17 protein-coding genes and 1 tRNA gene are annotated in these 19138 nt (G+C 59.5%); 4 read left to right on the top strand and 14 right to left on the bottom strand.

Annotated elements, in window-relative coordinates:
- Positions 1-13 precede the first annotated feature (13 nt).
- The 3 genes from FGL65_RS09575 to glpA all read right to left on the bottom strand — a co-directional run bounded on the left by FGL65_RS09575 (position 14) and on the right by glpA (position 4187).
- A complete protein-coding gene (locus FGL65_RS09575; protein WP_187170343.1) occupies positions 14-1189 on the bottom strand; it encodes an efflux RND transporter periplasmic adaptor subunit in 1176 nt (391 codons plus the stop codon).
- 171 nt (positions 1190-1360) lie between these two features.
- Positions 1361-2626 (bottom strand): glycerol-3-phosphate dehydrogenase subunit GlpB, encoded by a 1266-nt coding sequence (gene glpB / locus FGL65_RS09570; protein WP_187170342.1) that lies wholly within the window; start codon positions 2624-2626, stop codon positions 1361-1363.
- A 16-nt stretch (positions 2627-2642) separates the two neighbouring features.
- The gene (gene glpA, locus FGL65_RS09565; protein WP_147820987.1) at positions 2643-4187 is read right to left on the bottom strand and encodes an anaerobic glycerol-3-phosphate dehydrogenase subunit GlpA; all 1545 of its coding nucleotides are present in this window, start codon (positions 4185-4187) and stop codon (positions 2643-2645) included.
- A 264-nt stretch (positions 4188-4451) separates the two neighbouring features.
- On the opposite strand from glpA, the gene FGL65_RS09560 reads away from it, so the two are divergent.
- From FGL65_RS09560 to proX, 4 genes are all read left to right on the top strand, one after another.
- On the top strand, positions 4452-5579 hold the full coding sequence (locus FGL65_RS09560) for an iron-containing alcohol dehydrogenase family protein (RefSeq protein ID WP_187170341.1): 1128 nt from the start codon (positions 4452-4454) through the stop codon (positions 5577-5579).
- Between the two features lie 641 nt (positions 5580-6220).
- A complete protein-coding gene (gene proV, locus FGL65_RS09555; protein WP_147820985.1) occupies positions 6221-7441 on the top strand; it encodes a glycine betaine/L-proline ABC transporter ATP-binding protein ProV in 1221 nt (406 codons plus the stop codon).
- Positions 7441-8268 carry an ABC transporter permease gene (locus tag FGL65_RS09550; RefSeq protein ID WP_147820984.1) on the top strand — a complete coding sequence of 276 codons (828 nt, stop codon included), beginning with the start codon at positions 7441-7443 and terminating at the stop codon, positions 8266-8268. Before proV ends, FGL65_RS09550 begins: the two co-directional genes overlap by 1 nt.
- A gap of 49 nt (positions 8269-8317) precedes the next feature.
- The gene (proX, locus tag FGL65_RS09545) at positions 8318-9322 is read left to right on the top strand and encodes a glycine betaine/L-proline ABC transporter substrate-binding protein ProX (protein WP_147820983.1); all 1005 of its coding nucleotides are present in this window, start codon (positions 8318-8320) and stop codon (positions 9320-9322) included.
- 80 nt (positions 9323-9402) lie between these two features.
- Here the strand turns inward: proX and pheT are convergent, their stop codons facing one another.
- From pheT to FGL65_RS09490, 11 genes are all read right to left on the bottom strand, one after another.
- Entirely contained in the window at positions 9403-11805 is a 2403-nt protein-coding gene (gene pheT, locus FGL65_RS09540; RefSeq protein WP_147820982.1) for a phenylalanine--tRNA ligase subunit beta, read from the bottom strand.
- Between the two features lie 151 nt (positions 11806-11956).
- A complete protein-coding gene (gene pheS / locus FGL65_RS09535) occupies positions 11957-13012 on the bottom strand; it encodes a phenylalanine--tRNA ligase subunit alpha (protein ID WP_147820981.1) in 1056 nt (351 codons plus the stop codon).
- Positions 13013-13014: 2 nt separating this feature from the next.
- Positions 13015-13368, bottom strand: a complete 354-nt coding sequence (gene rplT / locus FGL65_RS09530) for a 50S ribosomal protein L20 (protein ID WP_147820980.1) — start codon at positions 13366-13368, stop codon at positions 13015-13017.
- Positions 13369-13463: 95 nt separating this feature from the next.
- Complete coding sequence (gene rpmI, locus FGL65_RS09525) at positions 13464-13661, bottom strand: 50S ribosomal protein L35 (protein ID WP_147820979.1); 198 nt, start codon at positions 13659-13661, stop codon at positions 13464-13466.
- A gap of 41 nt (positions 13662-13702) precedes the next feature.
- Entirely contained in the window at positions 13703-14299 is a 597-nt protein-coding gene (infC, locus tag FGL65_RS09520) for a translation initiation factor IF-3 (protein ID WP_147820978.1), read from the bottom strand.
- The gene (gene thrS, locus FGL65_RS09515) at positions 14280-16220 is read right to left on the bottom strand and encodes a threonine--tRNA ligase (RefSeq protein ID WP_147820977.1); all 1941 of its coding nucleotides are present in this window, start codon (positions 16218-16220) and stop codon (positions 14280-14282) included. Before thrS ends, infC begins: the two co-directional genes overlap by 20 nt.
- A gap of 76 nt (positions 16221-16296) precedes the next feature.
- Positions 16297-16371: transfer RNA gene (locus FGL65_RS09510), tRNA-Val, on the bottom strand.
- A gap of 87 nt (positions 16372-16458) precedes the next feature.
- The gene (locus FGL65_RS09505) at positions 16459-17160 is read right to left on the bottom strand and encodes a DVU0298 family protein (protein ID WP_147820976.1); all 702 of its coding nucleotides are present in this window, start codon (positions 17158-17160) and stop codon (positions 16459-16461) included.
- 27 nt (positions 17161-17187) lie between these two features.
- Positions 17188-17811, bottom strand: coding sequence for a tetratricopeptide repeat protein (locus FGL65_RS09500; protein WP_147820975.1), 624 nt, complete (start codon positions 17809-17811; stop codon positions 17188-17190).
- A gap of 10 nt (positions 17812-17821) precedes the next feature.
- Positions 17822-18175 (bottom strand): hypothetical protein, encoded by a 354-nt coding sequence (locus FGL65_RS09495; RefSeq protein WP_147820974.1) that lies wholly within the window; start codon positions 18173-18175, stop codon positions 17822-17824.
- Positions 18176-18178: 3 nt separating this feature from the next.
- Positions 18179-19009, bottom strand: coding sequence for a YkgJ family cysteine cluster protein (locus FGL65_RS09490; RefSeq protein WP_147820973.1), 831 nt, complete (start codon positions 19007-19009; stop codon positions 18179-18181).
- Positions 19010-19138: the final 129 nt, after the last annotated feature.

Raw genomic sequence — 19138 nt, 5'->3', positions numbered from 1 at the left:
ATGGTCGTGATGGCTACTGCTTGTCCTGCTGTTCCTGGCCGCCAGCCTGCTTCTGCTGAAGCTGCTTGTATTGTTCGGCGGTGAGCGGCGTGACCTTGGCTCCGGGACGGATCTTCTGCTGTCCCTGCACCACCACGGTCTGCCCTTCCTCCAGGCCCTTCGTGATCTGGGCCACGGAGCTGGTGCGCGTCCCGATTTCAACGGCCTTCTGTTCCACCACGTTGTCGGCGTTGACCACATACACGGACTTGGTGCCCTGCACGGTCATGATGGCTTCCTGGGGCACCACCAGCATGGGCTCGGAAGAGTGGGAATTCACGCGGATCTTTGCAAACTGGCCGGGGAGCAGCAGTCCCTTGGGGTTGGGGAAGGCGACCCGCAGCCCCAGCGTACCGGTCTGGGAATCGATCTCGGGGGAGGCCATGTCAAAGGCGCCGGGGTGTTCGTAGACTTCACCATCCACCAGAACCAACTGGATCTCAGGCTTGTCTTCATCCTTGCGCTGCTCGTTTCGACGCGTGTAGCGGACATAATCCGCCTCGCTGATGGAAAAATTCACGTACATGGGATCGATCGAGGCCACCGTGGCCAGCAAGGTATTCTCCCCGTCCCCCACCAGGCTGCCCACCTTGACCTGGGCCTTGCCGATACGCCCGGCCAGGGGAGAGGAAATCTGGGTATAGCCAAGCTGCAGCTTCTGGTCGGCCAGCGTGGCCTTGCTCTGGTCCACCGCCGCCTTGAGCTGCTTCATGTCCGCCAGCTTGGAGTCGTATTCATCCTGGCTCACGGCATCCTGATCCAGCAGGGCGCGAAAACGCTTTTCGTCCTTCTGGGCCAGCACCAGGGCGGCCTGGTTCTTTTCCAGCACGGCCTCGGCCTCCCGCACGGACTGGGTCAGGTCCTTGGGGTCGATGACAAAAAGAAGCTGCCCTTCTTCCACCTGGGAACCTTCCTTGAAGGCGATCTCCTTGAGGTATCCCTTGACGCGGGCCCGGATCTCCACGCTGTTCTGGGCAGAGGTCTGCCCCACCCACTCATTGGAGAGATCGACGTTCTTCTTTTCCGCCTTGGCCACAATGACCGGAAGCGCGGCGCTCTCCGTGGCCGATTTCTGGCCGGAGTCGGAACCGCAGGCGGCGAAAACAAAAAAACAGGCACAAAGACAGACGGCAATCATGGGACGGGACATCATAGCTTTTCCTTGCACAGTTGAAATGAAAATCAAACGCATTTGGCTGAAAAAACGACTCGTTATCTTGTTATCCATAGCGGAGCAACAAATCAATGAGATTATAAAGGCATGAAAACAAAAAAGGGCCACCGCAAGCGGTGGCCCCACACACTTAGGAGGTGTGTCCGATCATATTTTCAAGGCTTTTACAGCCTTATACGCTGTGCTTATGCCCAGGCCGCTGCCGCACTTCTGGCGCATCCAATCCTGGTGGGCCAGAATGGACCCCACGGCAAAAAGGTTTTCGGAAACGACTGCGCCATCGGCCCCGAGAGGACGAAAGCTTTCGTCAGTCTCCACGCCCATGGAATTCATTGCATGGCCCCGGGCGTCCAGAAAACTCTTTTCATGCCAGTCGTTGCGTTTTTCCGGTTGGGTCACGGGAAGATCGAAAACGGCTTCCCTGACGCCGGTGCGATCGGCCTGCAGGCCCTTGCCCAGGAAACGCCCCGAAGCCAGGACAGCGCCCTTGGCAAAGACCTCGAACTGCGGCCAGTCGGCGCCCACTTCGAAACGGAACCCCTCAGCCGTCCTTTCGACGCAAAGAACCCTTTTCTGGAGCATGTGGTTCACGCCGCGCAGCCGCAGGGCACCGACAAAAGCCTCCTTAAGCCGCTGGCCGGGGATGCCCGGAGGCATGGTCGGGACCTCGAAGAACTCCACGCCCAGCCGACGATCGAGATCGTCCATCACGTCCTTGGTCAGGTACTGGCCGAGCATGGCGGGAACACCCACCACCTTGGCGTCGCCCATAACCGCCCGAATCCGCTCGGCAAAGATGCCGCGCACTCGGGGGTTTTCCAGGGCCATGCCCATCTGGACGGGATATACCTCGGCATTGTCCTCCATTTCCGGGAAAACAATGCTGCCCGAGGCCACAACGTTGAGCTTGTCGCCGAGAATCGAGGCGATCTGCTGGGCGCTGTGCCCCTTGAGGCCCTGCATGTCTATCAGGGCGCAGGGAAGCTTCTCTTCCACGGCGCGAACTCCGGCGATCATGGTCCGGGGCACGCAATAGGTGGTCTTGAGGGTTCCCAGCGGCGTGGGGAACTGCATGTTCCTGCCTTCGCGCACATGGTATTCCAGGCCGGATTCCCCGCAAAAGTCGAGGAATTCGCCAAAAGCCGAACGAATTTCGTCATCGTCGAGCTTGGCGTAAGGATGCCTGGGCTGATCCTTGCGCAGCTCGGCCAGGGCGGCAAAGGGATCTTCGACCACGGTGCCGTCTTCGACGGGATGCACGCCCAGAAGGTCGAAACAGCCGGCCGCAAACATGAGGGACGTCGCCATGCCGGTCTGCACCACGGAATAGCCGCGAGCCGAGGCAAAGGCGGAAGCCGCAATGCCGGCAATACCCGTTCCGACGACCATAAGGTCACAATCAATACGTTTCATTTTAGTCATCCCCCACCTATCGACCCAGCTCTATGCCCATGAGGCCACAGTAAAATGCTTCCTGCAGCTCGGCCTGGGATTCGGCCATGCCCCACAGGATGGTCCGCTGCCCCTTCCAGCGCTCCTCGAGGAACTCCCTCAGATTGCGAACGCCTTCGTCACCATGCAGGTAATCCTTGTCGTAAAGGTAGGAAGTCAGACGCAGGCTGCAGAACGTTCCCTGGCAGGATCCCTTGCCCACGCGGCTGCGACGGCCCAGCGCCTTGAGGCCGGGCTTGTCCTTGGACATGTCGAAGGTGCCGAGCATCCTGTCCACACCGCTCTTGGGAACCATTTCGCATTCGCACAGCAGCACGTCGCCCTGGTCATGCTTTTCAAGCCATCCCCTGGCGGCATGACCGGGGTCGCTCCACATCCACGGGTCGGCTGCGGGAAGCGGCTCGGTCCGCGTCAGACAGGAAGCGGAGACTCCCAGACGCTCGCAGACGAGATCACCGGCCATCTCCGCCATGAGGCGATAGGTGGTCAGCTTGCCGCCGGTGATGCTGATGAAATTCTTGAGCCCTTCGCGTTCATGACCCATGAGGGCCACGCCGCGGCTGGCGTTGCGGTCGCTGTCCGCAGTACCGGTCAGCAGGGGCCGGACCCCGGCATAGGCGCGGATGTAGCGGGTGGTCGCCAGTTCGGGAACCATGGGCATGCCCTGTTCCACGTTGACGTCCACTTCCGCGATGGTGGGTTGGATATTGTCCAGGGAATCCACGCGCACCGAGGTGGTTCCCAGAATGGAAACCGTGCCGCCGGGCACCAGAATGTCGCCGTCTCCCGGAGGACGCAGGCGGTTGATGACGCGCTTGGTCAGGCGGTCATGGGTGATCAGCAGAGTGCCCTTGGCGTAAAGCATGCCGATCTCGGCTCCGGCCATGGCTGCGACCTCTCCCGCCCACGCCCCCCCGGCGTTAACGTACTGGTCGGCCACGATCTTGAACTCCTCGCCGGTGCGCATGTTGACCATGCGGGCGGCGGTGATGGTGCCATTTTCCATGTCAAAGCCGGCCAGCCTGGTCCGGCGCATGAAGCGGGAGCCGAGGCTCACCGCCTGGGAAACATTGTCCAGCCCGAGACGGAACGGATCGATATTGGCGTCCGGAACCGAGTAGCAGGCTATGGTCTTTCTGGAAATGGCAGGTTCCATTTCCATGGCGTCCTTGGGATCGACTTTTGCGACATCAATGGTCGCGTTTCTACAGAGCCCCTCGAAATCGGCTATGTATTTTTCGTCATCCCCTTCCACGGCAAGAAAAAAACCGCCCGTGTCTTCAATGACGTGCGGGGCGAGTTTCTTGAGGATATCGCCTTCTTCCTTACATTCCTGCGCTGAATGGGGATCGCTCTTGGCATAGCGCCCCCCGCTGTGCAGCAGTCCGTGATTGGCTCCCGACGCGCCCGCATTCAGGTCTCTCGTATCGACCAGAATACAGTCCACACCGCGCAGGGCCAGATCGCGTACCAAGCCGGTGCCGGTGGCACCGCCGCCAATGATTAAAACTTGGGTTCGCACTCTACTGTCCTCTTTACTATTTATACACCCGATCTTTTTTTCAAATCAGTATCACACCTGATCAAGAAGTCAACGAAAATCGTTCATTTTTGATCACAAAAAGACCCAAAATGTTCATATTCGAAAATAAAATGAAACGGATGAAAAATCTTTGACAACATTTCACTTCACAGAACCGCCTTTTTTCCGTCATGATCAAAGACAAGGATATACTCTGATCACACCGGGGAGAACGTCCCTGTAAAAACAATCATGGAGCCAGACATGAATTCACATCATCTCCTACCCCAGCGCATGGACCTGCCCGGCACCACGGTCTGCGCTGCGGGCAGCTCCGAAAACCTTCCTGCCGAATGCGCGAGGTTCGGCCCCCGTGGCCTGCTAGTGCACGGACGCTCCCTGAGCAAACGGGGCAAGATCAGCAAGATCGCCGCCACCGCCCCGGCCGCCATGGAGATCGCAACCTGGGAACACCCGGGCGGCGAACCCACCTTGCGGCAACTGGAAAAACTGCTGAAAACGGCCCGGGAATTCCGGCCAGACTGGATAGCCGCAGTGGGCGGCGGAAGCGTCATGGACCTGGCCAAGGGCTGCGCCGGACTTTACGCGGAACACGGCAACGTCACGGCCTATCACGACGGTGCCCCCATCACCACCATGGGCCTGCCGTTCGTCGCTGCCCCCAGCACTGCGGGAACAGGATCGGAAGCCACCAAGGTTTCGGTGCTGACCAACGAGGAAACCGGCATCAAAAAATCCTTCCGGTCCCCGCACATGATGGCCCGACTCATCGTTCTTGACCCGGGATTGCTCAAGGGCAGCCCCAGGCACGTCATCGCCCATGCGGGCATGGACGCGCTGACGCAGGCCATCGAGTCCTACACCAGCACCGGAGCCACCTGGTTCACCCGGCAACTGGCCCTGCGCGGGGCGCAACTGCTGTTCCAGAATCTTGTTTCCGCCTACGAAAGCGAAGGGGAAGATCTGGAAGCCGCCGAAGCCATCCTGACGGGAAGCTACCTGGCAGGGGTCGCCCTGTCCTCTTCGCGGCTGGGCGTGGTCCATGGCTTGGCACATCCGCTGGGTGCGCGCTACAAGCTGCCCCACGGCCTGGTCTGCGCGGCCTGCCTACCCTATGTGCTCACCTACAACCGGGAGGCCATGGGCGAGGACTATGAGGACCTGAGCCGCGCGGCGGGCACGGACCTGCTGGCCGCCGTGGCCGGACTGCTGGCCGACCTGGACATCGACAATCCGTTCAAGGGTAGAGGGTTCTACGACCTGGACGGCATGATCAAGGAAGTGCTCGCTTCCGGCTCCACTGCGCACAACCCCAGAGAGGTGACCACAAGCGACGCGCGCAGCCTTATTCGCGAGCTTTTCACTTATTGACCCACCCTGTTTCGAACGCCAAAAGCCCTGCCATGCAGGGCTTTTTTTTATTCTTTCCCTCCGTACAATCGCAAATCAAGGCCTCGGCGCATGAATAAGGCCCAAGGAGCGGCCCTACCAGGACCACATGACAAAAAATCGAGTATAAACTTCATAACCGGATATAACCGTAGATAATCACCTCAATTCAGCAAAAATCTAGAATTTTAATGCAATTTGACAATGGTTATTATTTTATATAGCCTAACAAAGTCTGGAGACAGATTTTAATTCCGAACTAATTTTGGAAACAATCATGTTACAGACAAATATGATCATCACCGACACATACTGCATTTTATCGCTAAAAACTGAAATACATCACCGTCAATAAATCAAAACAACAGTTCATTTAACTGTAGTAAATAAATTTTACACACACAAACTACGTTGTGCTTGAAATCATAAAGCCACATACACGATACTGCATCACGAGTATCCACCGCATTTCCCATCACCTCGCCCCAGCCTCCACCACGATCCCTCGCGGCCGTAGGGATCGTCATCCTCCCTGCTAATCGGCGCCATTCCATAGCTGTATTCGACATCCGGAACGATTCCGGCTGTCCTCTTTTGTCACAACCATAACTTTGGACATTTTCATGAGTAAAATCGTCGTCAAAAACCTTTCAAAAATCTTCGGCCCCGCCCCGAAGAAGGCGCTGGCAATGCTGAAACAGGGGGAGGACAAGGCCTCCATCCTCGACAAGACCGGCATGACCGTAGGCGTCAACAATGCGAATTTCTCCATCGAGGAAGGCGAAATCTTCGTCATCATGGGGCTTTCCGGTTCGGGAAAGTCCACCATCGTGCGCATGCTCAACCGCCTCATCGAGCCCACGGCCGGAAGCGTCATCGTGGACGGCAAGGACGTGATCCGAATGTCCCAGGAGGAACTGGTCAAATTTCGCCTGCATAACATGAGCATGGTTTTCCAGTCCTTTGCGCTAATGCCCCACCAGACCGTGCTGGACAACGCGGCCTTCGGCCTGGAACTGGCCGGAGTGGACAGGGACAAACGCCATGAACGCGCCAGGGAGGCGCTGGCCCAGGTGGGCCTGGAAGGCTGGGAGGAAGCCTATCCCGACCAGCTCAGCGGCGGCATGCAGCAGCGCGTGGGCCTGGCCCGGGGGCTGGCCGTGGATCCGGAAATCCTGCTCATGGATGAGGCATTCTCCGCCCTGGACCCGCTGATCCGCACGGAAATGCAGGACGAGCTGCTCAAGCTCCAGGAAGAGGACCGGCGGACCATCGTGTTCATCTCCCACGACCTGGACGAGGCCCTGCGCATCGGCGACCGCATCGCCATCATGGAAGGGGGCAACGTGGTGCAGGTGGGCACTCCCGAAGAGATCCTGCAAAACCCGGCCAATGACTACGTGCGCGCCTTCTTCCGAGGCGTGGACCCCACTGGAGTCATCAGCGCCGGGGATATCGCCCGCGACACGCACCCCACCATCGTGCTGACCAAGGCCGGAAGCATCCGCACGGCCCACGAGATACTGAGCGGCAGCGAACGCAACCACGGCTACGTACTCAACGCAAAGCACCAGTTCCTGGGAATCGTCTCCTCGGACAGCCTGCAGGAGGCGATGCGGACCAAGAAGCCAGACACCCCGCTGAGCCAGGCATTTCTTGAAGGCGTCAAGGCCGTGAACATCAACGACTCCATGCAGGACATCCTGCCGGAGGTGGCTTCCAGCACCTGCCCGGTTCCGGCGGTGGACGACGACAACAGATACCGGGGAGTGGTCTCCAAGACACGCTTCCTCTACACGCTGCACCGGAGTGGTGAAAACGGTGAAAGCGACGGAGTATTATAATGTTTGAAGAATCCGTTATCCCATTGGACGCCTGGGTATCCCAGTTCGTCGACTGGCTGGTGAACAACTACCGGGACATCTTCCAGGCCCTGAAATGGCCCGTGGAAACAACCCTGAACGGCTTCGAGCAGGGACTCAACTCCCTGCATCCCGCCGTGGTCATCGTGGCCGTGGCCGCCGCCGCATGGTATTTTTCCGGCAAGCGCCTGGCCCTCTTCTCGGCCGCGTCCATGGTGCTCATCGGCCTGCTGGGCCTGTGGGAGGACGCCATGATCACCGTGGCCATGGTGCTCTCATCCGTGCTCTTCTGCGCCATAGCGGGCATCCCCCTGGGCATCATGTCCGGGCGCAGCGACCGTTTCGAGGCCTGCCTGCGGCCCGTGCTGGACGCCATGCAGACCACCCCGGCCTTCGTCTACCTGGTGCCCATCGTCATGCTCTTTTCCGTGGGCAACGTGGCGGGCGTCCTGGCCACCATCATCTTCGCCCTGCCGCCCCTCATCCGGCTCACCAGCCTGGGCATCCGCGGCGTGCACCCGGAACTGGTGGAGGCGGCCCAGGCCTTCGGCGCAACTCACTGGCAGGTGCTGATGAAGGTCCAGGTTCCGCTGGCCCTGCCCACCATCCTGGCAGGGCTGAACCAGACCATCATGATGGCCCTTTCCATGGTGGTCATCGCGGCCCTCATCGGCGCAGGCGGTCTCGGATCGCCGGTCATCCTGGGCCTGAACACCCTGGACATCGGACGCGCCGTGGTGGGCGGCCTGGGCATCGTGCTCATGGCCATCGTGCTCGACCGCATCACCCAGTCCATGGCCAGGAAATAAGTATCCGGGACCGTGCAACGGTCTTTCAATATCCCCAACAGGAGGCACCATGTTCTTTAGAAAACTGACACTGACACTGCTCTGCCTGGCACTTTTCGCCAGCCAGGCCTTTGCCCTGGAAATGAAACCGGGCAAGGGCGTGACCCTGAAACCGGCCCGCGCGACCTGGAACACCGGTTTCTTCCAGGAAGCCCTTGCCCGCCGTGGCCTGGAGGAACTGGGCTATGATGTCAAAAAGCCCAAGGATCTGACCAACCCCATTGCCTACAAGTCCATCGCCCTGGGCGACATCGACTACTGGTGCAACGGCAACTTCCCGCTGCACACGCCCCAGCTGCCCAAGAACTTCGACCAGAAGGCCTCCATCCTCTCCCCGATCATCAAGGCGGGCGGCATGCAGGGCTACCTGGTTTCCAAGAAGGAAGTGGAAAAGTTCAACATTAAGTCCCTTGACGACTTCAAGCGCCCCGAAGTGATCGAGGCCTTTGACCAGAATGGCGACGGCAAGGCCGACTTGGTGGCCTGCCCTCCGGGTTGGGGCTGCGAAAAGGTCATCTCCAAGCACATGAAGATCTACGACCTGAAAAAGTACATCAAGCCCAGCAAGGCCGCCTATGAAGCGGGCATGGCCTCCGCCCTGGGCGCGTACAAGTCCGGCAATCCCGTCTTCTTCTATACCTGGACTCCCAACTGGACCGTATACAAACTCAAGCCCGGCAAGGACGTCATGTGGATCAACGTGCCCGCCGAGGGAGACACCGAAGGCGAAGTCTCCGGCGTCGAAGGCGCTGTTTCCGACCCCCTGCGCCCCGGCTTCATGGTCTATGACATCACGGTTGTGGCCAACAAGGAATTCCTGGCCAAGAACCCGGCCGCGGCCACCTTCCTGGAAAACTTCACCCTGCCCCTGGCTGACGTAAGCGCCCAGAACACCCGCATGAACGAAGGCGAAAAGTCCGACAAGGACATCGCGAGGCATGTGGACGAATGGATCGCCAAGAACAAGGTCCAGTGGGACAAATGGCTGGAAGCGGCCCGCAAGGCTGCCAAATAGAAGCCTGCTGACCGGCATTGGATAAAAAAAGGGCTACCCATCTCGGGTAGCCCTTCTCTTTTGTTGTATAGCTACAGCCGCTAGATACGCACAGGGAGCTTCTTCAAAAGCTCGTCGACAACCCGCTTGTGCTGCTTGTCCACTTCCTTGTCCTTCAGGGTCTTGGATGCGTGACGGTAGGTCAGGCGGAAGGACAGGTTGCGCTCTTCCTCCACTCCCTCGGGCACGTATTCGGCCACCAGGGAAATAGATTCCAGCAGCGGACTCTTGATCTCGGCGATGGCGTCGCGCACCTGCTGTGCGGGCAGCGTCACCGGACCGATGACCGTGATATCGCGGCGGCTTGGCGGGAACTTGGGCAGTTCGCGGAAGGCGATCTTGTTCCGCCTGGTCATATCCCACAGCTTTTCCGCGTCCACATCGGCCAGCCAGACATCCTTGCGGGCGTGGTAGTAGTCGGCAACGTCGGCCTTGACCTGGCCCATGACGCCCACGCACTCCTCGCCAACCTTCACCTCCACGCAGGGAGACAGGTAGGGATGATCCTTGACCAGCACGCACTCGGGCGCGCCCAGCTTGAAATGATCTTCCAGCAGATGCTCCACGTGTCCCTTGATATCGAGATAGTCGGCATCTCCCTGCGGCCACGGCCATTCGGCTGCGTGGCGAGGGCCGTAAAGCAGCATGCCCAGGCGGAGCTGCTCGCGGGTCTCGGTGTCGGATTCACTATCCTGCACGAACTTCTTGGCCACCTCGAACACGCGCACATGGTTGTTGCCCTGGGCAATGTTGTGTTTGAGGGTGTTCAGCAGGCCCGCCGCCAGTTCCAGACGCATGACGTTCTGGTCCTCGGAAAGCGGGTTGGCGATGTTCACGCGGCCTTCGCGCGGCAGGTTGAGACGATCCAGGTCGTCGTCGCCCACAAAGCTGTAGTTGATGGCCTCGTTGAGACCGGCGCCCATGCCCCACCGCTTGAGGGAACGGACAAAACCGTACTCGGTTTCCGCAGTGACCGTGCCGCCCTCCAGGGACTTGGACACGCGCGGCAGCACTGCCGGAATGCGGTCCATGCCGTAGACGCGGCCCACCTCTTCGTAGAGGTCCACCTCGCGCTCCAGATCCAGCTTGTGGGACGGTGTTGCCACCTTCCAATCATGGGAATCGGAATCGTCCACCGTGCAGCCTTCCAGCTCGAAGACCTTCTTGGCGAATGCGGGCTCGAGATCCAGGCCCAGCAACTTCATGCAGCGCTCGTGGCGGTAGCGATGGGTGCGGTCCTGCCACGGTTTGGGCTCGGCCTTGGCAATGCCGGAAACAACGGAACCACCCGAGGTTTCGGCCATGAGCTGGGCTGCGCGGTTGAGTGCAAAAGTATTCATGATCTGGTCCACGCCGCGCTCAAAACGGTAGGAGGCGTCGCTCGGCAGCGCCAGCCTGCGGGCGGTCTTGCGGATGGTTCCCGGGCGGAACACGGCGGCCTCCAGAAGCACGTTGCGGCTGCCCGCGTGCATCTCGGAGTTGGCGCCGCCCATGACACCGGCCAGGGCCACGGGTTTGCTGCCGTCCCAGATGAGCAGATCGTTGGCGGTGAGCTTGCGCTCCATATCGTCCAGGGTGGTGAACTTCATGCCGTCCTGGGCCGGGGCCACGCGGATCATGCCGCCTTCGATGAGATCGAGGTCAAAGGCGTGCAGGGGCTGGCCCAGTTCGAACATGATGTAGTTGGTCACGTCCACGATGTTGCTGATGGGACGCTGGCCCAGGGCGAGCAGCTTGAAGCGCATCCAGTCCGGAGCCTTCCGGGTCTGGACATCGCGCAGAATGCGGGCCTGATAGAGCGGGCACAGCTCGGTGTCGTCGATGACGATATTCATTTCATCGGCTGCGTTGCCGCCCGCCTCCACGAGATTCAGCCCGGGCATGGTCAGGGGCAGGTCGAAGGCCAGCGCGGTCTCGCGGGCAAAGCCGAGAATGGACAGGGCGTCGGCCCTGTTGGGGGTGATGTCGAAGTCCAGAACCGTGCGTTCCAGGTTCAGGGCGTCCACCAGTTTTTCACCCACGGTGAGATTTTCGGGCAGCACCCAGATGCCGTCATGGTCCTCGGAAAGGCCCAGTTCGCGCTCGGAACAGATCATGCCGAAGGACTTGACGCCCCGCAGCTTGGCCTTCTTGATCTGCATGCCGTCGGGCATGGTGGAACCGACCTTGGCAACCGGGACCTTCTGGTCCTTGCCCACGTTGGGAGCGCCGCAGACGATCTCCAGCACCTCGCTGCCCACGTCCACCTTGCACACGGACAGTTTTTCGGCCTCGGGGTGCTTTTCGCACTCCACCACATGACCGACAACGATGTCCTCGATCGCCTCGAAGGGATTCTCGATGGAATCGAGCTCCAGACCGAGCATGGTCAGACGATCGCCCAGCTCCTGGGCTTCGCCTTCGAACGGGACAAATTCACGCAACCAATTGAAACTGACAAGCATTGATGATGCCTCCGCCCCCCTGTCCCGGTATCGGGCAACAGGTTTCGGGGTTCTTAGGAAAAAATAGCTATATGCAAAACGTTTCCAGGTCCGCCAAGACGCGACAAGGGACTGCGGGACTGTGCTCCCGCAGCCCCCGTGTCACGAAATCTTAAGCAAACTGTTCGAGGAAACGAACGTCGTTCTCGAAGAACATGCGCAGGTCGCCGATGCCGTACTTGAGCATGGCGACGCGTTCGACGCCGAGGCCGAAGGCGAAACCGGTGTACAGCTCGGGATCATAGCCCACGCACTTGAACACGTTGGGATCCACCATGCCGCAGCCGAGAATCTCGACCCAGCCGGTGCCCTTGCAGACGCGGCAGGTGCCGCCGTCCTTGTCCTTGCCCTCGCCGCCGCACATGACGCAGGAAATGTCCACTTCCGCGCTGGGCTCGGTAAAGGGGAAGAAGCTCGGGCGGAAGCGCACTTCGGTCTTGCGGCCGAAGAGCTGGCGCACGAATGCGGTCAGGGTGCCGCGCAGGTCGCCCATGGAAACCTCATGATCCACGAGCAGACCTTCGATCTGGTGAAACATGGGGGTGTGGGTCAGGTCCGAGTCGCGGCGGTAGACCTTGCCCGGGGCAATGACTGCCAGGGGCGGCTTCTTGTTCAACATGCTCCGGATCTGGACCGGCGAGGTGTGGGTCCTGAGCACGATGTTCTCCGAAACGTACAGGGTGTCCTGCATGTCCCGCGCAGGGTGTTCCTGGGGGATGTTCAGCGCTTCGAAGTTGTGCCAGTCGTTTTCCACCTCGGGACCGGTGGCGTGCTCGAAACCGAGCCCGACCAGGATCTCGCTGATCTCGTCCATGACCAGGGTCACGGGATGCAGGGAGCCTGCCCAGGGCTTGCGGCCCGGCATGGAGGGATCGAATCGGCTAAGGCTCGCTTCAACGGCGGCACGGTTCAGTTCGTCCTGCCAGCCGTCAATCATGGCGGTGATGGCCTGCTTGACCTCGTTGGCCTTGCGCCCGGCTTCGGGCTTGAGCTCGTTGGGGAGCTTGGCCAGGGTCTGCATGCCTTGGGCGAGCTTGCCCTTCCGGCCCAGATATTCGACCCGGATTTCCTCAAGTTCTTTTAATGAAGCAGCCTGGCCCTTGCATGCTTCGCACTCACGGGCCAGGCTGTCGAGACCTTCCAAGAAGGTCTTGAGTTCGTCACTCACGGTTATCCAACCTGTGCTTTGGCGGCCTCGGCAATCTTAGCGAACACTTCTTTGTCGCGGACAGCCATGTCGGCCAGGACTTTGCGGTTCAGTTCGATACCAGCCTTGGAAAGGCCGTTCATGAAACGGCTGTAGGAAAGGCCATGCAGACGCGCGGCGGCGTTGATACGCATGATCCAAAGCTTCCTGAACTCGCGCTTCTTGCGTTTGCGGTCACGGTAGGCGTTGCACAGGGCCTTTTCCACACGCTCGCGAGCGGTGCGGTAAAGTCGGCTGCCTGCTCCGCGATAGCCTTTGGCAAGCTTGAGATATTTCTTGTGCCTTCTACGGGCAGGCACACCACGTTTGACTCTCATGTCAGACCTCCATCACTTAGTACCCTCCGGATGAGCGTGAACTCCCGGCAGGGCGGAGTGGATTGTTAAAGGGTTAAATCAGTGTCGTCTTCAACCTAGGCGTACGGCAGCATGCGGCGCACGGCCTTTTCGTTGGTCTTGTCCACGGTAGTGGACTGGCCCAGACGACGTTTCCTTTTGGCATTCTTCTTGGTCAGAATGTGCCTGAGGTTTTTCCTGCGGCGCTTGAACTTGCCGCTACCGGTGGCCACGAAACGCTTGGCGGCGCACCTTCTGGTCTTGATCTTGGGCATATATCCTCCTCAAGTTCTATCCGGAAAACCCGGACGAAATATTACTCTTCAGTCTCGGCCTGCTCTGCGGGCTTCGCTTTGGGGGCCTGGGCCTTCTTCACCGGGGCAAGCATCATGGTCATGGTGCGACCTTCGGACGCCGGACGGCTTTCCATCTTGGCAATGTCCTTGGTGTCTTCCACAACCCTTTCCAGAACCATGAGCCCGCGATCCTTGTGGACGATTTCACGTCCCCGGAAGAAAACAGTCACCTTGCAGCGGTCGCCTCCCTCAAGGAAGCGGCAGATGTGCTTGAGCTTAGTCTGGTAATCGTGGTCGTCCGTCTTGGGGCGGAACTTGACTTCCTTGATCTGGATGACGGTCTGCTTCTTCTTGGCTTCCTGGAGCTTCTTTTTCTGCTGATACTTGAATTTCCCGAAATCCATGATCTTGCATACGGGCGGATCCGCGTTTGCGGCCACCTCAACAAGGTCGAGACCTTTCTCCATTGCAAGTTCCAGGGCCCTGCGGGTATCCAAGACACCCAGCTGCTCCCCGTTCTCGTCAACCACCCTCACCTTGGGAACTCTGATCCGCTCGTTGCGTCGGACGCCGTCATCGCGCCGGCCGCGGTTACGGTCATGTCGTCGAAAAGCTATAGCTCATTCCTCCGCGTTTGAAAGGTTCCTTCGCGGCTGCCAAGATAAGCTCGGCGGCCTCCTCCAGCGACAGCAAGCCAGCGTCGTCCCCGCCCCTCACGCGGACGTTGACGCTTTCTGACTCCACTTCCTTGTCTCCGATTACAAGCATATACGGGATCTTCTCGACCTGAGCCTCCCGGACCTTGTAGCCCAGTTTCTCATTTCGAAGATCTGCTTCGACGCGGATGCCCTTTTCTTGGAAAAATTGCAAGACTTTTTCTGCAAAATCCCGCTGGGAGTCGGTAACGGTCAGGATTCTGGCCTGAACCGGAGCGAACCAGACCGGGAAGGCGCCTGCGTAATGCTCAATCAAAATTCCGAGGAAACGCTCCACCGACCCCATGATGGCGCGGTGCACCATGACCGGGCGGTGGCGTTCGCCGTCCTCGCCGATGTAACTCAAATCAAACCTGTCGGGCAAGGTGAAATCGACCTGAATCGTTGAACATTGCCACTCGCGTCCCAGGCAGTCGCGCACCTTGACGTCGATCTTGGGACCATAGAAGGCGCCGTCGCCCTCGTTGATCTCGTAGGGCAGGCCCAGGTCGTCCATGGCCTCGGACAGCGCCTTGGTGGCGCGTTCCCAGTCCTCGTCCGATCCAATGGACTTTTCCGGGCGGGTGGACAGTTCCATGGAATAGGTGAAGTCGAAAAGGCCCATGAGGTCCTGCACCCATTTGACCACGCCCTTGATCTCGTCCTGGAGCTGGTCCGGGCGGCAGATGATGTGGGCATCGTCCTGGGTGAAGCAGCGCACGCGCAGCAGGCCGTGCAGCACGCCCGACTTCTCATGGCGGTGTACCATGCCCAGCTCGAAATAGCGCTGAGGCAGTTCACGGTAGCTCATGAGCTTGCGGTTGTAGATAAGCATATGAGCCAGGCAGTTCATGGGCTTGACGCCGTACGCCTGCTCGTCGATCTCCGTGAAATACATGTTTTCACGGTAGTTGTCGTAGTGACCGGAGGTTTCCCAGAGGTCGCGCTTGAGGATCTGCGGGCCGCGAACGAGCTGGTACCCGCGCTTGAGCTGTTCCTTGGTGACGAAGTCCTCGAGGATGGTGCGCACCAGCGCCCCCTTGGGGTGCCAATAGGCCATGCCCGCCCCGCCCTGTTCCTGGAAGCTGAACAGGTCGAGCTGGGTGCCCAGCTTGCGGTGGTCGCGCTTCTTGGCTTCCTCAAGGTAATCCAGGTGCTTCTTGAGCGCCTTGGGGTCCTGCCAGGCGGTCCCGTAGATGCGCTGAAGCTGCTTGTTCTTCTCGTCGCCGCGCCAGTACGCGCCGGCAACGTTCAGCAGCTTGAAGGCCTTGAGCATGCCGGTGCGGGCCACGTGCGGGCCGCGACACAGGTCCGCGAAGTCACCGTGCCGATAAATGCTGTATTCCTCTTCACCCAGGTCGTCGATGAGCTCCAGCTTGTAGTCCTCGCCCATGTCGGCAAAGAACTTCCGGGCTTCGTCGGCGCTCACCTTGCGGCAGGAGAACTCCTGGTCCGCGCCCACGGAACGCTGCATTTCCTTTTCAATGGCTTCCAGGTCCTCGGGCGTAAACGGACGCTCGAAGTCGAAGTCATAGTAAAAACCGTTTTCCACGGACGGGCCGATGGTCACCTTGGCGGAGGGAAAAAGCTTCTTGACCGCCTCGGCCATGAGGTGCGCGGTGGAGTGCCGGATCACGTCGAGCCCCTCGGGGGAATCGTCGAAAACCGGCTCCAGAGTGGTGCAGGTGGCGGGAATGGTAGTGTTCAGGTCGAGGGTGGTTCCGCCGCACTTGGCGACGACGACTTTCTTGAACTGCTTCTTGGACAGCCCTTCCTTGAGCGCTTCGGCGCAGGACGCGCCTTCCGCGACTTCAACCTGCTTACCAGCCACTTCAATCTGCATGGCACTTACTCCTAGCGAGGCGTTAAACGTTCTAAACGAAAGAAGGGAGGCGCTAGGCCTCCCTTCGGGGATTTTCTGGTAGGCACGAGCAGATTTGAACTGCTGACCCCTTGCGTGTCAAGCAAGTGCTCTCCCCCTGAGCTACGCGCCTGTATGGGCCGCTTCGTTGCGGCGAGGAGAATTTCTATGTGAACCCCGCCTCATTGTCAAGCAACAATCCAACACTTTTTTATATTTTTCATTTTTCCGCATTCCCCATGGCCTGGAGCGCCTCGCGGGCCATGTCGCCCACGGTGGATTCCTCCAGACGATCGTTGCGGAAAACCGTGAACACGGCCGTATCGTCCACCATTCTCTTCAAGCGGCTTACTGCGGTTCCGGCCCCCAGGATGCCCAGCACCCAGGCGGAAAGCCCCCGGTTGCAGGCGTCCCCGTCATCCAGGGCCGCAACCAGGAATCGCTCGGCATGGGAAACCAGTTCCGGGCGGACCTGGGCCAGCCTGCCCAGCCCCCAGAACACCCCGCGCCGCAGGTCGGGATGGTCGAGATAATTCCCGTCGCAGGCCTCATCACAATAGATATAGGAGGCGAGGATGGAGCTGAACTCCCTGGCCAGGGTTTCCTGATGGACCATGACTTCGGCCATGGCTTCAGGGATGCCCCAGCCGAGGTTCCCGGACTCCTCGTTCATGTGCCACATGAAGGTGCGCATGAGCACGCGGGCCTTCTCCATGCCCGCGTCCGCCAGCCGCCGCCCGGTAAGCCCGAAGGCGACCACCGTGCGCCAGCGCACGTTCTCGTCCCGGTCCAGGCGCAGGGAAAAAAGCGGAGCAACCAGCTTCCCCGGGTCCCATTGCTCCAGCTCGGGCAAACGAGCCTTCCAGTCCGGGTCCGCGAGAATCTCGCGGACCTCCTGCTTCACACGGCGGAAACGCGACATGGCGACTCCTTCCACCGCCTGGCGGCGCTACAGGTTTTCCCGAATCTCCTTGAGCAGATCCTCGGGAACGTCGAAACGGCTTTCCTGCGCCTTCTTGGCGTATTCGTCGGCCTTGCTCCACTCGTTTCCGTGGGCGGCGACAATGGCCAGGTTATTCCAGGCCGGGCCAAAATGCGGCTGCAGGTCAACCACCTTCAGCAAGGCCTTTTCCGCTTCCTCGTAATCGCCCACTGCAATGTAGCAGCTGCCCAGGGTGGAAAGCGCCTGAACGAAATTGGGGTCGTACTTGAGGGCCCGCTTCAGGGACTGCATGGCCTTTTCCGTTTCGCCCAGCTGAAGCTGCGCAAAACCGATGTTGCCCCAGGGAACGGCAAAGAACGGGCGTTCCTTGGAGGCCTGGATATTGTAATTCAGACACCCGGTGAGGTCATCACGCTGCAGGGCGATGCCGCCCAGCTGCACGTAGGCTTCGGCCATCTTCGGGGACTCGGACACGGCGGCCAGGAAATAGCGCTCCGCCTCCATGAACTCCCGCTTGGAAAGATACGCCACACCCAGGTTGTACATGGTGTTTGCGCAGCCGGGGTTGGCGTCCAGCTTGGACTTCAGGTCGGCAATGTAGTCGTCGAGATTGTCGAATTTCTGTTCCATGATGTATCCTCTAAGGGGTTATTCCTTTGGACTTGCAGTATTTTTCGTACCAAAGGCAATAGTCGTACAGGGGGCGCACCTTTTCAAAGTTCATGACCAGCATGACGTTGAACTCGTTGATGGCGTCCAGATATTCCTGATTGGGCTGCTTTTCCATGGATGCCATGAACAGGTGCGTCAGCTGATGCGCGGTATGCCCGGTGGCGTCGGTGCGGATATCGATGGGATCGAACGGCTTGGCGAACGGGTCCCAATTCTCGTAGCCCATGCGGTCCACAAACTTGCGTCTGCGGGCGGACATCTTTTCATAGATGACTTTCTTTTGGGCCTCGAAGTCTTCCTGGGAAGGATTTTTACTATCCATGGGCTATTCTCCGTCTTTGTCCGGTCCGCCCAGCACGATGGAAAAGGATTTTTCCGCGCAGGTCTGGCACTTGGACTTGTCCTCGGTACAGGAAGCGCAGGCCTCGGACACGGGAGCGGCCTCCGGAGCCTTGGGTTCCACGGGCTTGGGTGCGGCCGGTTTCGCGGCTTGTTCCTTGGGCTCGGCGTCACGGATACCCAGATATTCATCGTTGAAGATATTGAGCACGGCGGTGGACAGCGGCATGAGCACATCGCCAAGCTGCTTGTACCGGGACTGGATGTCGTCGGCCAGTTCCTGGCTGATGGCCAGCAAACGGTCATGCAGCGCATCCATGCTCACGGTGGGATACTTTTCCCCGGCCACGAACCCGGACTTGGCGCAGGTGTGCCCCTTTCCGGCAATGGCCGTGGGCACGCCGTAGAGACGGCAGGTGAGCGGACGCCTGTCGTACATGCGGCACAAGTCTCCCTCGCCCAGCATGGGACAACGCACCCGGGCGCGGGCCACTTCGCTCATGATCTCATGGGCGCCCTTGCCTTCCTTGCTGGCCTTAAACAGCTTGCGCTTGAGCTTGAATATCTGCCGGTCGGCCTGGTCGGCGGCCTCCATGACGGCGTTCTTGTCCCTGCCGCTGAACTGTTCGCGAAAATGATGATTGATATACAGCGCTTCCACCAGAGAAAGGTCGAAGAGCGCATAACAACAGTCGCAACAGCCCTTTTCACATTTTACCTGGTCGGGAAAATCCTTTTCGAACCGGACAAACAAATTATCCACCTCGGCGACCAGCTCTTCATATCGATCGAAATACTTGCTGAAATCCAATGCCATTCCTTAACTCCTTGCCTCCGCCTCCGCCTGGCTGCCGTGGGCGGGCCTGTCTGGTGACACTCTAGTTAAGTCTTCCTGCCCCTGCGTCAACCATGAAAAAGCCATTCATGATCAAAGAGAGGAACACTT

It is taken from the genome of Salidesulfovibrio onnuriiensis, assembly GCF_008001235.1.
Lineage (GTDB): Bacteria > Desulfobacterota > Desulfovibrionia > Desulfovibrionales > Desulfovibrionaceae > Pseudodesulfovibrio > Pseudodesulfovibrio onnuriiensis.
This window is presented reverse-complemented; position numbering and strand designations above follow the sequence as displayed.

What these genes read in the sequence shown, in the direction of transcription:
- FGL65_RS09495 (WP_147820974.1), bottom strand. Translation starts at nt 18,175, where the DNA reads ATGGATAGTAAAAATCCTTCCCAGGAAGACTTCGAGGCCCAAAAGAAA.
- pheT (WP_147820982.1), bottom strand. Translation starts at nt 11,805, where the DNA reads ATGCTTGTCAGTTTCAATTGGTTGCGTGAATTTGTCCCGTTCGAAGGC.
- FGL65_RS09500 (WP_147820975.1), bottom strand. Translation starts at nt 17,811, where the DNA reads ATGGAACAGAAATTCGACAATCTCGACGACTACATTGCCGACCTGAAG.
- rplT (WP_147820980.1), bottom strand. Translation starts at nt 13,368, where the DNA reads ATGAGAGTCAAACGTGGTGTGCCTGCCCGTAGAAGGCACAAGAAATAT.
- FGL65_RS09575 (WP_187170343.1), bottom strand. Translation starts at nt 1,189, where the DNA reads ATGTCCCGTCCCATGATTGCCGTCTGTCTTTGTGCCTGTTTTTTTGTT.
- FGL65_RS09560 (WP_187170341.1), top strand. Translation starts at nt 4,452, where the DNA reads ATGAATTCACATCATCTCCTACCCCAGCGCATGGACCTGCCCGGCACC.
- proX (WP_147820983.1), top strand. Translation starts at nt 8,318, where the DNA reads ATGTTCTTTAGAAAACTGACACTGACACTGCTCTGCCTGGCACTTTTC.
- FGL65_RS09490 (WP_147820973.1), bottom strand. Translation starts at nt 19,009, where the DNA reads ATGGCATTGGATTTCAGCAAGTATTTCGATCGATATGAAGAGCTGGTC.
- rpmI (WP_147820979.1), bottom strand. Translation starts at nt 13,661, where the DNA reads ATGCCCAAGATCAAGACCAGAAGGTGCGCCGCCAAGCGTTTCGTGGCC.
- glpB (WP_187170342.1), bottom strand. Translation starts at nt 2,626, where the DNA reads ATGAAACGTATTGATTGTGACCTTATGGTCGTCGGAACGGGTATTGCC.
- FGL65_RS09550 (WP_147820984.1), top strand. Translation starts at nt 7,441, where the DNA reads ATGTTTGAAGAATCCGTTATCCCATTGGACGCCTGGGTATCCCAGTTC.
- proV (WP_147820985.1), top strand. Translation starts at nt 6,221, where the DNA reads ATGAGTAAAATCGTCGTCAAAAACCTTTCAAAAATCTTCGGCCCCGCC.
- thrS (WP_147820977.1), bottom strand. Translation starts at nt 16,220, where the DNA reads ATGCAGATTGAAGTGGCTGGTAAGCAGGTTGAAGTCGCGGAAGGCGCG.
- FGL65_RS09505 (WP_147820976.1), bottom strand. Translation starts at nt 17,160, where the DNA reads ATGTCGCGTTTCCGCCGTGTGAAGCAGGAGGTCCGCGAGATTCTCGCG.